The sequence below is a fragment of the Nocardia sp. NPDC059180 genome, from assembly GCF_042754945.1.
GTDB lineage: Bacteria > Actinomycetota > Actinomycetes > Mycobacteriales > Mycobacteriaceae > Nocardia.
Genome location: NZ_JBHZBU010000001.1, coordinates 786,170 through 799,564, shown reverse-complemented (window position 1 = coordinate 799,564; position 13,395 = coordinate 786,170). Strand labels below are relative to the sequence as shown.

General features: G+C 67.3%; 16 protein-coding genes. 8 read left to right on the top strand and 8 right to left on the bottom strand.

The genetic code is table 11. The annotated features are described in order from the left end of the window. The first annotated feature begins 2 nt into the window (after positions 1–2). Together ACFXNW_RS03730 and ACFXNW_RS03725 are read left to right on the top strand one after the other, a co-directional pair. On the top strand, positions 3–206 hold the full coding sequence (locus ACFXNW_RS03730; protein WP_379415609.1) for a CbtB-domain containing protein: 204 nt from the start codon (positions 3–5) through the stop codon (positions 204–206). Continuing rightward, on the top strand, positions 197–982 hold the full coding sequence (locus ACFXNW_RS03725) for a CbtA family protein (protein WP_379415607.1): 786 nt from the start codon (positions 197–199) through the stop codon (positions 980–982). The genes ACFXNW_RS03730 and ACFXNW_RS03725 overlap by 10 nt, the downstream gene beginning before the upstream one ends. Before the next feature lie 57 nt (positions 983–1,039). Here the strand turns inward: ACFXNW_RS03725 and ACFXNW_RS03720 are convergent, their stop codons facing one another. The 4 genes from ACFXNW_RS03720 to ACFXNW_RS03705 are packed head-to-tail and all read right to left on the bottom strand — an operon-like array spanning position 1,040 to position 3,027. Beyond that, positions 1,040–1,483, bottom strand: a complete 444-nt coding sequence (locus ACFXNW_RS03720) for an OsmC family peroxiredoxin (RefSeq protein WP_379415606.1) — start codon at positions 1,481–1,483, stop codon at positions 1,040–1,042. A gap of 58 nt (positions 1,484–1,541) precedes the next feature. Continuing rightward, complete coding sequence (locus ACFXNW_RS03715) at positions 1,542–1,997, bottom strand: SRPBCC domain-containing protein (protein WP_379415604.1); 456 nt, start codon at positions 1,995–1,997, stop codon at positions 1,542–1,544. 59 nt (positions 1,998–2,056) lie between these two features. Continuing rightward, on the bottom strand, positions 2,057–2,377 hold the full coding sequence (locus ACFXNW_RS03710) for a DMT family transporter (protein ID WP_379415602.1): 321 nt from the start codon (positions 2,375–2,377) through the stop codon (positions 2,057–2,059). A gap of 2 nt (positions 2,378–2,379) precedes the next feature. Beyond that, complete coding sequence (locus ACFXNW_RS03705) at positions 2,380–3,027, bottom strand: FMN-dependent NADH-azoreductase (protein WP_379415601.1); 648 nt, start codon at positions 3,025–3,027, stop codon at positions 2,380–2,382. 109 nt (positions 3,028–3,136) lie between these two features. On the opposite strand from ACFXNW_RS03705, the gene ACFXNW_RS03700 reads away from it, so the two are divergent. Further along, entirely contained in the window at positions 3,137–3,745 is a 609-nt protein-coding gene (locus tag ACFXNW_RS03700) for a TetR/AcrR family transcriptional regulator (RefSeq protein WP_379415599.1), read from the top strand. Positions 3,746–3,748: 3 nt separating this feature from the next. Here ACFXNW_RS03700 and ACFXNW_RS03695 read toward each other — a convergent pair whose 3' ends face one another. Both ACFXNW_RS03695 and ACFXNW_RS03690 read right to left on the bottom strand, forming a co-directional pair. After that, positions 3,749–4,624, bottom strand: coding sequence for an ABC transporter permease (locus ACFXNW_RS03695; RefSeq protein WP_379415597.1), 876 nt, complete (start codon positions 4,622–4,624; stop codon positions 3,749–3,751). Continuing rightward, a complete protein-coding gene (locus ACFXNW_RS03690) occupies positions 4,621–5,520 on the bottom strand; it encodes an ABC transporter ATP-binding protein (RefSeq protein ID WP_379415595.1) in 900 nt (299 codons plus the stop codon). The genes ACFXNW_RS03695 and ACFXNW_RS03690 overlap by 4 nt, the downstream gene beginning before the upstream one ends. Before the next feature lie 172 nt (positions 5,521–5,692). Here ACFXNW_RS03690 and ACFXNW_RS03685 point away from each other — a divergent pair, with 172 nt between their 5' ends. Beyond that, the gene (locus ACFXNW_RS03685; RefSeq protein WP_379415594.1) at positions 5,693–7,444 is read left to right on the top strand and encodes a sensor histidine kinase; all 1,752 of its coding nucleotides are present in this window, start codon (positions 5,693–5,695) and stop codon (positions 7,442–7,444) included. Further along, on the top strand, positions 7,441–8,103 hold the full coding sequence (locus ACFXNW_RS03680; protein WP_379415593.1) for a response regulator: 663 nt from the start codon (positions 7,441–7,443) through the stop codon (positions 8,101–8,103). Before ACFXNW_RS03685 ends, ACFXNW_RS03680 begins: the two co-directional genes overlap by 4 nt. Before the next feature lie 18 nt (positions 8,104–8,121). On the opposite strand, the gene ACFXNW_RS03675 is transcribed toward ACFXNW_RS03680, so the two are convergent. Beyond that, complete coding sequence (locus ACFXNW_RS03675) at positions 8,122–8,526, bottom strand: MerR family transcriptional regulator (RefSeq protein WP_379415592.1); 405 nt, start codon at positions 8,524–8,526, stop codon at positions 8,122–8,124. 64 nt (positions 8,527–8,590) lie between these two features. Here ACFXNW_RS03675 and ACFXNW_RS03670 point away from each other — a divergent pair, with 64 nt between their 5' ends. From ACFXNW_RS03670 to ACFXNW_RS03660, 3 genes are all read left to right on the top strand, one after another. After that, the gene (locus ACFXNW_RS03670; protein WP_379415591.1) at positions 8,591–9,496 is read left to right on the top strand and encodes an NAD(P)-dependent oxidoreductase; all 906 of its coding nucleotides are present in this window, start codon (positions 8,591–8,593) and stop codon (positions 9,494–9,496) included. Between the two features lie 175 nt (positions 9,497–9,671). Continuing rightward, positions 9,672–9,932: an SHOCT domain-containing protein gene (locus ACFXNW_RS03665; RefSeq protein ID WP_379415590.1), complete on the top strand. Its 261-nt coding sequence runs from the start codon at positions 9,672–9,674 to the stop codon at positions 9,930–9,932. A gap of 5 nt (positions 9,933–9,937) precedes the next feature. Continuing rightward, positions 9,938–10,738, top strand: coding sequence for an LLM class flavin-dependent oxidoreductase (locus tag ACFXNW_RS03660; RefSeq protein ID WP_379415589.1), 801 nt, complete (start codon positions 9,938–9,940; stop codon positions 10,736–10,738). A gap of 61 nt (positions 10,739–10,799) precedes the next feature. On the opposite strand, the gene ACFXNW_RS03655 is transcribed toward ACFXNW_RS03660, so the two are convergent. Beyond that, positions 10,800–13,355 (bottom strand): ATP-dependent Clp protease ATP-binding subunit, encoded by a 2,556-nt coding sequence (locus tag ACFXNW_RS03655; RefSeq protein ID WP_379415588.1) that lies wholly within the window; start codon positions 13,353–13,355, stop codon positions 10,800–10,802. Between the last annotated feature and the right edge of the window lie 40 nt (positions 13,356–13,395).

Here is a 13,395-nt window from a genome sequence, read left to right as displayed (position 1 = left end):
GAATGGCCATCGTGCACTCCCCTGGCGCATCCGCCCGGGTCACCGATTCCCTGGCAACCGTGCTCATCACGGTCGGTGTCGTACTGCTCGCGCTGCTCACGCTGTACCTGGTCGGATTCGATCAGGGTGCCATCTCGCGCAGCGGGATGTACATGCATGAGCTGATGCACGACGGTCGTCACCTACTGGGCCTTCCGTGCCACTGATCGGAACTCTGCGCACCCTGTTGCTGCGTGGTCTGCTGGCCGGTCTGATCGCCGGTCTGCTGGCGGGCACGGTCGGCTATTTCGTCGGCGAACCCAAGGTCGAAGCCGCGATCGCCATCGAGGAGGCCAATGCGGCCGCCGAATCGGCGCACGGCGAGGCGGCCGGCGGTGGTGGACACAGCCATGGCGACGAGGAAGAACCGCTGGTCAGCCGCTCCGGCCAGCAGGCGGGCCAATTCCTCGCGCTCGGCCTCGCGGGTCTGGCGTTCGGCGCGATCTTCGCCGCCGTCGCTCATGTCGCGCGTCGCTACACCGCGCTGTCCGGGCCGAAACTCGCACTCGGACTCGGCATCGGCGGCTGGGCCGCGATCATCGCCGTGCCGTTCTTCAAGTACCCGGCCAATCCGCCTGCCGTCGGCGATCCGGAGACGATCAACGACCGGACGCTGCTGTGGGTGGCGGCGGTGCTGCTCGGCCTGGTCGCGGTCGGCGCCGGAGTGTATGTGTGGAAGCTGCTCGCCGGTCGGCTCGATACGCTGCGGCTGACGGCCGGTGTCGGCACGTTCGTGCTGCTCACCGCGATCGGCTACATCGTGCTCCCCGGTGTGAACGAGGTCGGCGCCGACTTCCCGGCAAGTCTGCTCTGGGAGTTCCGGGTGTCCTCCCTCGCGGTATCGACGACGCTGTGGGCCTGCCTCGGCCTCGGCTATGCGCTGCTCACCGAATTCGCCAACCGCACCAGTACTGCGGTGCCGGAGGCGGCTGCCGCAGCCTGACCCGCAATCCAGAAAGGGCGGCGCCGGTCGCATGACCGGCACCGCCCTTTTTCTGTCTCAGGACTCCAGTGCGGCGTCCAGGGTGATGTTGTCGACGCCGGCCAGCGCCTTGCTGACCGGGCAGCCTGCCTTGGCGGCCTCGGCGGCGGTGATGAAACCGGCGGCGTCGAGACCGTCGACCTGACCACGGACGGTGATCTTCACTCCGCTGATACGGAAGCCGCCTGCCGGGTCCGGGCCGAGGGTGACATCGGCGGTGACGTCGAGGCTGCGCGGCGTCGCGCCGGCATTGCCGATCTCGGCCGACAGTGCCATCGCGTAGCAGGACGAATGCGCCGCGGCGATCAGCTCCTCCGGGCTGGTGGTGCCGTCAGCGGCGTCGGCGGCGCGCTTCGGGAACGACACGTCGTACTTGCCTGCACCCGAGCTGGCCAGCTCGACCTGTCCGGTGCCGTCCTGCAGGCCGCCGGTCCATGCGGTGCGCGCGGTACGTGTAGGCATCACAGTCCTTTCCACTATCGAAATTGCGAGGGTTCCGGCTCGAACCTACCCGCAGAGCTCAACTCGCGGCAGCCGTTCGCTTGTCCAGCTGTTCCAGCACCGCGGGCCAGGCGGCGCGGTGCCGATCACAGGCTTCCTTGTTCGGAAACCCACTGTGCCGCAGCTTGATTCGAATACCTCGTGGCTGGTGGACGAAATCCATCCGCACCACCGTCTCCGCGCCCTCGGTGCCGCCCTCGCCGCTGACCCAGGTCAGCTCGACGAGCCGGTCGGGCTCGAGCCGCAGGAAGCGGCCGTAATGCGGCACGGGCGTGCCCTGATTGTCGGCTTCGAAGTAGAAGGGTTCACCCACCTGCGGACGCATGCGGACCGAATCGGGTATCGCGAACCAGATATCGAAGCCCTGGGTCAAAGCCAGGTACAACAATGCCGGTGAGGCGGCCATGACACGCTCGACGGTGAGCTCATAAGGCCGTGCCGACAGGTCCGGAAAACGCACGTGCTGATCGACCATCAGACCGACCTTACCCGCGCTCGCGGAACCGTCGAACCGTTTGCCGGACCGGTCGGCGATCAGCCGGGATTGGTCACCTTGGCCAGCACGATTCCGCCGACGATCAGCGACATCGCCAGAAACCGGCCCGCGCTCAACGGATCACGATGCACGACCATGCCGAGCACGATCGCACCGACCGCGCCGATGCCGGTGAAGACCGCGTACGCGGTGCCGACCGGAAGCGACTGCATCGCCCGCGACAACAGGTAGACCGCGAACGCCCCGAGCACGAAGCACAGCAGCGTCGGCAGTGGGCGGGTGAAGTTCTCGGTCGGCTTGATGCTCTGGGACCAGGCGATCTCCACCAGTCCCGCGAATCCTAGGATCAACCAGCTCATCGTCAGTACTCCCCGGCCAGCTCGCGCACCGTTGCCAGGGCGAGGTCATAGGACTGTTCATGCTCGGCGCGAAGATGCGCCATCACCGGATCGAGCCGGGAATTGGCCAGTTCCGCGTTGACGAACACCGCGTCTCGCACCGCGAAATGACCGGCGAAGAAATCGCGCAGATAGCGTTCCTGGTAGTCGAACTCGGCCTTGGGTGAACCGGGCGAGTACGCGCCACCGCGCGCAGCGACTACAACAAATCGCCGCTGCCCCAGCGACATTCGCGGAAACGCCACCTGATCGATCCAGGCCTTGAGAGCGGCCGGGACCGAATAGTTGTACATGGGAGTGCCGATGAGCACGACATCGGCGGCGAGCAGTTCTTCCAGCAGCGGGCCGGCGATCTGCCATGCCGCGCGCTGCGCCGGTGTGCGCACCAATTCTCCGATCCGCTCCAGATCGGTACTTCCCTCAGCGAGCACCAGATCGCAGATTTCGGTCCAACCCTCGTCGATGAAGGGCACCGAATCCACCGCGAGATCGCGGTAGCGGTAGTCGCCGTCCGGGTTCCCGGCGCGCCATTCGCCGGCGAAGGCGGCGCTCAATTCACGGCTGATCGACTTACTTCTTGCGCTGGCGTCGAGGTGCAGCAGTGTGGTCATCGGATTCCTCCCATTAACCGGACGTTGCGTCCGCTTCTTGCTGAGAGCGACTGTAGAACATAAGTGGACAGCTTGTCCACTTATTGGTTCGTCGGATACAGTCGTCGTCATGGAATCCCCCGCCGACCTGCTCACCATCGGTATGGGCCGCCCCCGTGAAGCGCCCGTCGAGCGCGCCGATGCCGCACGCAACCGGGCCAAGGTGCTCGCGGCTGCGGCCGAACTCTTCGCCGATCGCGACCCGCGCACGGTGACGATGGACGACATCGCCAAGGCCGCAGGCGTCGGCCGGGGCACCCTGTATCGCCGGTATCCGGACACGAATTCGATCGCCGTCGCCCTGCTCGACGAACATGAACGGGCACTGCAGCAACGATTACTGCGCGGCGAACCACCACTCGGTCCCGGCGCGGCCCCCGCCGAACGGCTGGCCGCCTTCTACGAGGCCATGGTCGAACTCCTGGAAAACCACTCGGGGCTGGTGCTCGGCGCCGAAACCGGCGGCGCGCGATTCGGCACGGGCGCCTACGGGTTCTGGTTCGCCCACGTGCGGGCATTGCTACGCGCGGCCGAGCTGGACAACCCCGACGCGCTGATCGACCCACTGCTCGCCCCGCTGGCCGCCGAGGTCTATCAGCAGCAACGCGCACGCGGCTTGGCCCCGGCGCAGATCACCGGGGCCTTGCGGCAGCTCGCGCACGCCCTGCTCGGACGCTGACGCTCAGACCAGATCGCGCCTGCGGATCAGCCAGATCGTGGCGATCACGAAGACCGCGGTGTAGATCGTCAGCGCGATCACGGACTCCACGCGGGTCAGGATGTCGAGGACCCCGGGTGTGGGCGGTCCATCGGTGGTGCGCATCGCGCCTGCCAGCGAGCCCGCCGCGGTGCCGGGCAGCCGATCGGTGACCACCTCGATCGGGCCGAAGATGCCCGCGACACCGCGCAGCAGGTTCTCCACGACCAGCACCCAGATCAGGCCGAGGCCGACAGCAAGCGCAGGGCCACGGGCGATCGCGCCGATCAGCGCACCCGCCAGGGTCCACATCCCGAGAATCAGACTGCCGCTGATGATCCCGTCCAGCGAATGTCCCAGCGACGGCATGAGCAGCTGCTGCGATTCACTGCTCGCGATCAGCGACGCCACACCGAGATCCACGGCGAAGGCAGCGAGCACCAGCCCGACCACCACCACCGCGAGACAGATCAACGTCCCCGAGATCGCCACGATCCGCGACGGTCCTTGGGTGAGCACGGTCTTCCAGGTCCCCCACCCGTAGCCGCTGCCGATCGTCAGCGCACCGAGGATCAGCATGAGCGCACCACCGAACATGGCCATGCCCTGGGTGAACACCTCCGGCACCGCACCGGGCAGCATCTGCTGCAACAGTTGATCTTTCGGCAGGCCATCCGACATCGATGTCTGCTCACCGGACCGATAGGCCAGGTAGTTGAACAGGTAGGCGAAGGTGAGGTTCAACAGGATCCAGCTGCCGAGGAGGATCCAGAACGCCGGCCATTTCGTCAGGCGCAGGCGTTCGGCTCGAACACTGGCGATCAGATCCGACATCGTCGACGTCGCGGTACGCACACTCATTTCACGGCCTCCAGCCCGGTCATCTCGAAGAACACTTCCTCGAGCGATTTCTCGTCGACACGCAGTTCCAGCAGATCGGCGCCGGATTCGACCACCGCGCGGGCGAGTTTCGGCGCCGCATCCGCAGCCGCCTCGACTCGGATGCCTGCCGCCGTGAGCATCACCGGCTCGCTGATCACCGCGCGGATCGCGGGGAACGCCAGCTCGGCGGGCTCGGCGCGGACCAACAGTGATGAGGCGCCCCGCAATTCGGCCACCGTCGATTCGGCCAGCAATCTGCCGCCGGAAATGACACCGACCCGGTCGCAGATCTCCTGCACCTCGCTGAGCATGTGACTCGACAGCAGCACGGTGTGCCCGTCCGCGGCCAGATCGGTGATCAGCGAACGCATCTCCGCCATACCCGCCGGATCGAGGCCGTTGGTCGGCTCGTCCAGGATCAGCAGGTCGGGGCGGCCGAGCAGAGCGGAGCCGACGCCGAGGCGCTGCTTCATGCCGAGCGAATAGGTGCGGTAGCGGTCATCGGCTCGCCCGGCCAGGCCGACCCGCTCGAGCGCTTCGTCCACCTCGGCCCGGCCCAGCCCGCGATATCGGGCCATGACCAGCAGATTGTCCCGGCCGGACAGATAGGGGTAGAAGCCAGGGCCCTCGATCAGCACACCGATCCGGCGCACCACCGCGGGATCGCCCGGCCGATGGCCGAGCACGGTGGCCGAACCCGCAGTCGGGGCGATCAACCCGACGAGCATGCGCAATGTCGTCGTCTTACCCGCGCCGTTGGGGCCGAGGAATCCGTAGATCTCGCCCGGCTCGACGCGCATATCCACCCGATCCACCGCGAGATGGGTGCCGTACCGCTTGGTCAGCTCTGTGGTCACCACAATCGAATCCGTCATGGACGAAACCCTCCTCGGTGTGCACGACGGTCACATCCGTCCAGCGACGCGGGTTCGGGTACGTCCGGCGTCGTAGAAGATCGGGCCGATCCGGGGGTGTGCGCGGCGCGTATCGGGGAAATACGTGTCGGTACGGATGGATTCCGGCTGCTGGGCGAATAGGGTGCATAACGTGCGGGAGTTCGGGATGGCGGGTCGGGGCCTGGTCGGATGGGACTGGGGGGTGGCGCTTGTCGTCGCTCTGGTGCAGGTGTTCGGCGGGCGCGGGGCCAACTTCGGACAGACCGGAGTGCGGTCCCTCGACGCCCTCGGCTACGCGCTGCTGCTGGTCGGGCCGGTAGCGCTGCTGTTTCGCAGATATGAACCGGTGCCGGTCCTGTTCGTCACGCTCGCCGCGTGCGTGAGCTATCTGACGCTCGACTACGGCTACGGGCCGATCTTCGTCTCGTTGGTCATCGCCTTCCTCACCGCGGCGACCCGGGGATCACGGTGGTGGACCTACCCCCTGGTCCCGCTCGGCTACCTGGTGATCGTCTGGCCGTTGCCCGCGCTGCTCGGCAGGCCGACCGAGGTATGGCAGATCTTCGGGCTGATGGCATGGCTCGCGGTGCTCGTCGGTATCGCCGAAGGGATCCGTCAGCGTCAGGCAGTGCTCGAGGCGCGTAGGCAGCGCGCCGAAGCCGCCCGGCGCGACGAGGAAGCGCAGCGCAGACGGCAGGCCAGTGAGGAACGCCTGGCCATCGCACGGGAACTGCACGATGTCCTGGCCCACAGCCTGTCGCTGATCAATGTGCAGGCCTCGGTGGCGCTGGAACTGTTCGACAAGAAACCCGAGCAGGCGGCGTCGGCGCTGGCCGCGATCAAAGGCGCGAGCAAGGAGGCACTCGCCGAGGTGCATACGCTGCTGCACACGATTCGTACCGGGAATCCTGTCGGCGGCGAGGCCGTAGATACCGAGCCGGAGTCGATGGCGGATCCGGCCGAGCGGGCTCGCCGCGGTCGACGGCGCAGGGCTCGCGCCCGGCGGCGCAGTACCGAGATGCGCCGCGCGGCGCGGCGGGCACAGGCAACCGGCGCGTCCACCGCAGCCGCGCCCGAGGGTGGTGACCGGCCGACGAGCGGGTCCGAGGTGGCCGAGGCCGAACCGCAGCCCGCTGCGCCGCGCACCCCCGCACCGACCATCGCCGATCTGGACGAGCTGCTGCACCGCATCCGCGAAGCCGGGCTCACTGTGCACACCCGGGTGCTCGGCACCGTCGCACCGCTGCCGAGCGTCATCGATGTGGCGGCGGCCAGGATCATCCAGGAATCGCTGACCAACGTCGTCCGGCACGCACCGGGCGCCGACGCGACCGTCACCGTGCGCTACACCCCCGACTCGGTCGACTTCACCATCGACAACACCCGCCCCACCAGCACACCCGTGCGCACCGGAACCACCGGCGGCAACGGGATCATCGGCATGCGCGAACGGGCCCACGCGCTCGGGGGTGCGCTTACTGCCGGGCCGCGGCCCAGCGGGGGCTTCCGGGTGGCGGCGCGGCTGCCGGTCCGGCCCATTTCGGCTGATCGCCCGGAACCGCGACGCACCGAAACAAAGTCGGCGGCCGGATCCGAGTCGGACGCGACGCCGCCCACTGGAGATGTCGGTCGGGGTGGGGCCGGGGACGCTTCGTCCGCGGCTGCGTCGCCCGGCAACGGCGTCTCGAACCCGTCCAGCGATGCGCGACGCCCCGGCGGCGGCAGCAGCGGCAGCAGCACATTGCCTGAGCGTCGGAAACCTGGTTCTTCCGGTGACGCTGACGATCGCACAAGCGTGGCGCCCGATCCGTCGCCTGGATTCGCTTCGGCGGCACGAATACGTGCGGGTGGACAGCTACACCACGACACGGTCGACGGCCACGGCGGAGCGGAGCTGCGATGACCATTCGGGTGCTGGTCGCCGACGATCAGGCGCTGGTCCGCGGCGGATTCGTCGCGCTGCTCGACGCGCAGGACGGTATCGAGGTGGTCGGCGAGGCCGACAACGGTGAGCAGGCCGTGCGGATGACGCGCGCGCTCACCCCCGATGTGGTCCTGATGGATATCCGGATGCCGATCCTGGACGGCCTGGCCGCCACCCGCATGATCGCCGACGATCCCAAACTGGCCGAGGTGAAGGTGGTCGTGCTGACCACCTTCGAGTTGGACGAATACGTCTTCGAGGCAATGCGTTCCGGGGCAACGGGATTCCTGGTCAAGCACACCGAGCCCGCGGACCTGGTGCGCGCGGTCCGGGTGGTCGCGGCCGGTGATGCACTGCTGTCACCCGGGGTCACCCGCCGCTTGATCGCCGAATTCTCCGAACACGCCAAACAACCTCCACCCGCTACCTTTTCCGAACTCACCGACCGTGAACGCGAGGTCCTCACCCTGGTAGCCGAGGGCCTCACCAACGCCGAAATCGGCGAGCGCCTGTTCATGAGCCCCGCCACCGCCCGCACCCACGTCAGCCGCATCCTCACCAAACTCGACGCCCGCGACCGCACCCAATTGGTGGTGCTGGCTTACGAATCGGGACTGGTGCGTCCGGGCTGGCAGTAGGAACCGGGCACCCGAACGTCAGTCTGCGGGGCTGTCCACGCTGACCAGGCAATCATCGGGTTCACCCGCGGCCGGTTGCGCGGCGGCGATGATCGAATCCAAGACCGAACGGGTGGCCAGCAGGTCGGCTACTGCCTTGTCGATCCGTTCTTGTTCGCGGTACAGGTCCGGCAGCATGCCGGGACAGCCGGGCGCCAGGACCGTGCCGTCATCGATAATGCACGGCAGCACCTCGGCGATCATCCGGGTGTTGAGGCCCGCGGCCAGCAGGGTCCGGATGTTGCGCACCACCCGGATGTCGTCCTCGTGGAATTCGCGGTAGCCACTCGGCCTGCGCACCGGGCGCAGCAGCCCCTGCTCCTCGTAATAACGCAGCAACCGGACGCTGACGCCGGTGCGATGAGCCAGGTCTCCGATTCGCATATGCCGCTCCCCGCCTCACCGAGACTTGACTCTCACACCCATGTGAGACTTTACCGTAAGCGTCATGGCGACACATCATTCGAACAACGCGCAACCTGTCACTCTCGTCGGCCTCGGACCGATGGGTCTGGCCTTGGCCCACACCCTGATCAACAAAGGCCACCCGCTCACCGTCTGGAATCGCAGCCCGGAGAAGGCCGACGAACTCGTCGCTCGCGGTGCACGGCGAGCAGCGACAGTAGCCGAGGCGGTCGAAGCGAGCCCGCTCACGATCGTGTGCCTGGCGGACTACCCGGCGATGTACAAGGTCTTCACCCCGGCCGTCGCGGCGCTCGCCGGGCGCACCCTGATCAACCTGAATTCCGGCACCCCCTCCGAAGCGAAAGCGGCTGCCGCCTGGTCCGGCGAACACGACATCGCCTACCTCGACGGCGCCATCATGGTGCCGCCGCCGATGGTAGGCGAGCCCGGCGCGGTGTTCCTGTACAGCGGCGCGACCGAGGTTTTCGACCGGCATCGGTCGACGCTGACCAGTCTGGGCGACCCCCGTCATCTCGGCGACGCGGTCGAACTCGCGGTGCTGTACAACACCGCACTACTGCACATGATGTACGCGACGATGAACGGCTGGCTGCAGGCGACGGCCATGGTCGGTTCGGCACAAGTGTCGGCACAGCAGTTCGCCGACCTGGCCCTCGGCTGGTTCATGCCCACCGTGCTCGACCCCGAATCTCTGGCCGAGCACGCACCCGATCTGGACGCCGGCCATTATCCGGGGACGCTCGGCACCATGCTGATGAACCTCAACGGGCTCGAACACATCACCCGCACCAGCGAGGAACAGTCCGTCGCTACCGAAATGCCAAGGGCAATGCAGCGAATCGCCGAACAGGCCATCGCCGAAGGCCATGGCGCCGACAACTACCTGTCCACGTTCGAGGTATTCAAGAAGGCCACCCCATTGCCGTGATCCCTCGTGGGCAGGGGTTACGCGGCCGCCGCACGGGCGGCGGGCAGGCGGAATCGTTGGGATCAGCGGGCTGCCCTCGACCTCGACGGACGGCAGCGCGTACGCGCACAGGCGTAGCGGGAACAGGAACACTCGGCCGATGTGAAGAGGGTGGCCGCGGGCGCACGCTCATGACATGACTACATACCTGAACCCCGAGGCCGTGACGCTGCTCGCCGATCATTACGACGGCGGCTGGCACCCCTGGCCGTTCTTCTGGATCTTCCCGTTGCTGTTCTGGTTCACCATCATCGCGATCGCGGCACTGGTGGTACGGGGCAGATTCCGCCGTGACAGCAACGGGGTTGGCGCGCTGCGCGGCGCGTATGCGCGTGGCGAGATCACCGAGGCCCAGTATCGCGAGCGGCTGGCCGTGCTGCGCGAAACGAAGAGGTGATCCGGATGCGATTCGGGATCATCCTCACCCCGCGCGACGGGCGAAGCTGGGTACAGGAGGTGCGCGGGGCCGAATCGGCCGGGTACCGGACCGTTCTGCTACCCGACACCCTGTTCACGGCCTCTCCGTTCCCGGCTCTCGCGGCGGCGGCCGCGGTCACCGAGACGATGCGGTTGCGACCGAATGTGCTGGCAGCACCGCTGCGCACGACGGCGGCGACAGTACGCGAAGTGGCCGCGCTGCAGCAGCTCTCGGACGGCCGGTTCGAACTCGGGATCGGTGTCGGCAGGCCGGATGCGCAGCTCGAGGCCGAGCGACTCGGCGGGTACTGGGGAACGGCCGGGCATCGTCGCGAATGGCTGCTCGAGACGGTCGCAGCGGTGCGGGCCGAGGTCGACCCGGTGCCGGAGATTGTCATCGCAGCGAGCGGCCCGCGCATGCTGGAGGCCGCCGCTGCGGTCGCCGACCGCATTCTGCTCGCCGCGCCACCGCAGGCCACCGAAGCCGATCTCGCCACCATGGTCCGCGTGGTCCGCGATGCCACCGACCGCCCCGTCCGGTTCAGCCAGCAGCTGGTCGGTATCGGCGACCGGTTGCCGTATTGGACGAGCACCAAGCTCGGGCTCACGCCGGCTGGACTTCGCGCGGAGGGCGCCGCCGGGATGTTCGACGCGGACCCGGACGCGGCGACGGCACTCCTGGAACACCGGCTCGCCGCCTATGGAATCGACGAGCTCATCGTTCCCGGCGAGCTATCCGACGCGGCCGCCCCACTACTGCCCCGATATGTCGCCACCGTGCGCTGACCACACAGCCGACAACGGGCCCGCCCCCACCGGGGGACGGGCCCGTTTGCCTACTCGCGTATTACTCGCCGGAGGCGGCCTCGGTGGTGCCTTCGGCGGCGCCGGTCAGCACGACCTCGGGCTTCTCCTCGGCGCCGGCCTTGGTCAGCTTCGCCTTACCGACGAAGGTGAACTTGGCGTCCTCGCCGGAGCCTTCGCCGTCCCAGCCCTCGACGTCGACCGAAACGGTCTGGCCGGGGCCGATCTCGCCGAAGAGGATCTTCTCCGACAGCTGATCCTCGATCTCGCGCTGGATGGTGCGGCGCAGTGGCCTGGCACCGAGCACGGGGTCGAAACCGCGCTTGGCCAGCAGGGCCTTGGCGTTGTCGGTGAGCTCCATCGCCATATCTTTGTTCTTCAGCTGCCTCTCGACGCGCGCGATCATCAGATCCACCATCTCGACGATCTGATCGGTCGTGAGCTGGTGGAAGACGATGACGTCGTCGATACGGTTGAGGAACTCGGGCCGGAAGTGCTTCTTCAGCTCGTCGTTGACCTTGAGCTTCATCCGCTCGTAGTTCGAGCCCTCGGCGTTGGACTGGGTGAAGCCCAGACCAACGGCCTTCGAGATATCCGAGGTACCGAGGTTCGAGGTGAAGATCAGCACCGTGTTCTTGAAGTCCACGGTCCGGCCCTGGCCGTCGGTGAGACGACCGTCCTCGAGCACCTGCAGGAGGGTGTTGTAGATCTCCTGGTGGGCCTTCTCGATCTCGTCGAACAGCACGACCGAGAACGGCTTGCGGCGCACCTTCTCGGTGAGCTGGCCGCCCTCCTCGTAGCCGACGTAGCCCGGAGGGGCACCGAAGAGCCGCGAGGCGGTGAAGCGGTCGTGGAACTCGCCCATGTCGATCTGGATGAGCGCGTCGTCGTCGCCGAACAGGAAGTTCGCCAGCGCCTTGGACAGCTCGGTCTTACCGACACCGGACGGACCGGCGAAGATGAACGAACCGGACGGACGCTTCGGATCCTTCAGGCCGGCGCGGGTGCGGCGGATGGCCTTCGAGACCGCCTTGACGGCATCTTCCTGGCCGATGATCCGCTTGTGCAGCTCGTCCTCCATGCGGAGCAGACGGGTGGTCTCCTCCTCGGTGAGCTTGAAGACGGGGATACCGGTCCAGTTGGCCAGCACCTCGGCGATCTGCTCGTCGTCGACCTCGGCCACGACATCCAGATCACCGGAGCGCCACTGCTTCTCACGCTCGGCCCGCTTGGCGACGAGCTGCTTCTCCTTGTCGCGCAGGCGCGCGGCCTTCTCGAAGTCCTGCGCGTCGATGGCGCTTTCCTTCTCGCGACGAGCGTCGGCGATCTTGTCGTCGAATTCGCGCAGGTCGGGCGGCGCCGTCATCCGGCGGATGCGCATGCGCGCGCCCGCCTCATCGATGAGGTCGATCGCCTTGTCCGGCAGGAACCGGTCGTTGATGTAGCGATCGGCCAGCGTCGCGGCGGCGACAAGGGCACCGTCGGTGATGGAGACCCGGTGGTGCGCCTCGTAGCGGTCGCGCAGACCCTTGAGGATGTTGATGGTGTGCTCGACGGTCGGCTCGCCCACCTGCACCGGCTGGAAGCGGCGTTCCAGGGCGGCGTCCTTCTCGATGTACTTGCGGTACTCGTCGAGGGTGGTGGCGCCGATGGTCTGCAGCTCACCGCGAGCCAGCTTCGGCTTCAGGATCGACGCGGCGTCGATGGCGCCCTCGGCGGCACCGGCGCCGACGAGCGTGTGCAGCTCATCGATGAACAGGATGATGTCGCCGCGGGTGTTGATCTCCTTGAGCACCTTCTTCAGGCGCTCTTCGAAATCACCGCGGTAGCGGCTGCCCGCGACAAGGGAACCCAGGTCGAGGGTGTAGAGCTGCTTGTCCTTGAGCGTCTCGGGCACCTCGCCGTTGACGATGGCCTGGGCCAGGCCCTCGACGACGGCGGTCTTACCGACACCGGGCTCACCGATCAGCACCGGGTTGTTCTTGGTGCGGCGGCTGAGCACCTGCATGACGCGCTCGATTTCCTTCGAGCGGCCGATGACGGGGTCGAGCTTGCCTTCGAGCGCGGCCTGGGTCAGGTTGCGGCCGAACTGGTCGAGCACCAGCGAGGTGGACGGGGTACCGGTCTCACCGCGGGAACCGGATTCGACCGGCTCCTTGCCCTGGTAGCCGGACAGCAGCTGGATGACCTGCTGACGGACCCGGTTGAGGTCGGCGCCCAGTTTGACCAGCACCTGCGCGGCCACGCCCTCACCCTCGCGGATGAGACCGAGCAGGATGTGCTCGGTGCCGATGTAGTTGTGGCCGAGCTGCAGGGCCTCGCGCAGGCTAAGCTCCAGCACCTTCTTGGCGCGCGGGGTGAACGGGATATGACCGGACGGGGCCTGCTGGCCCTGGCCGATGATCTCCTCCACCTGACTGCGTACGCCTTCCAGCGAAATGCCGAGCGACTCCAGCGACTTGGCCGCGACGCCCTCACCCTCATGAATCAGCCCCAGCAGGATGTGCTCGGTGCCGATGTAGTTGTGGTTGAGCATCCGGGCCTCTTCTTGGGCCAGGACAACGACGCGCCTCGCGCGGTCGGTGAACCTCTCGAACATCGCTCCCTCACTCTCCTGCTCCGACATTCTGGCAACAGAC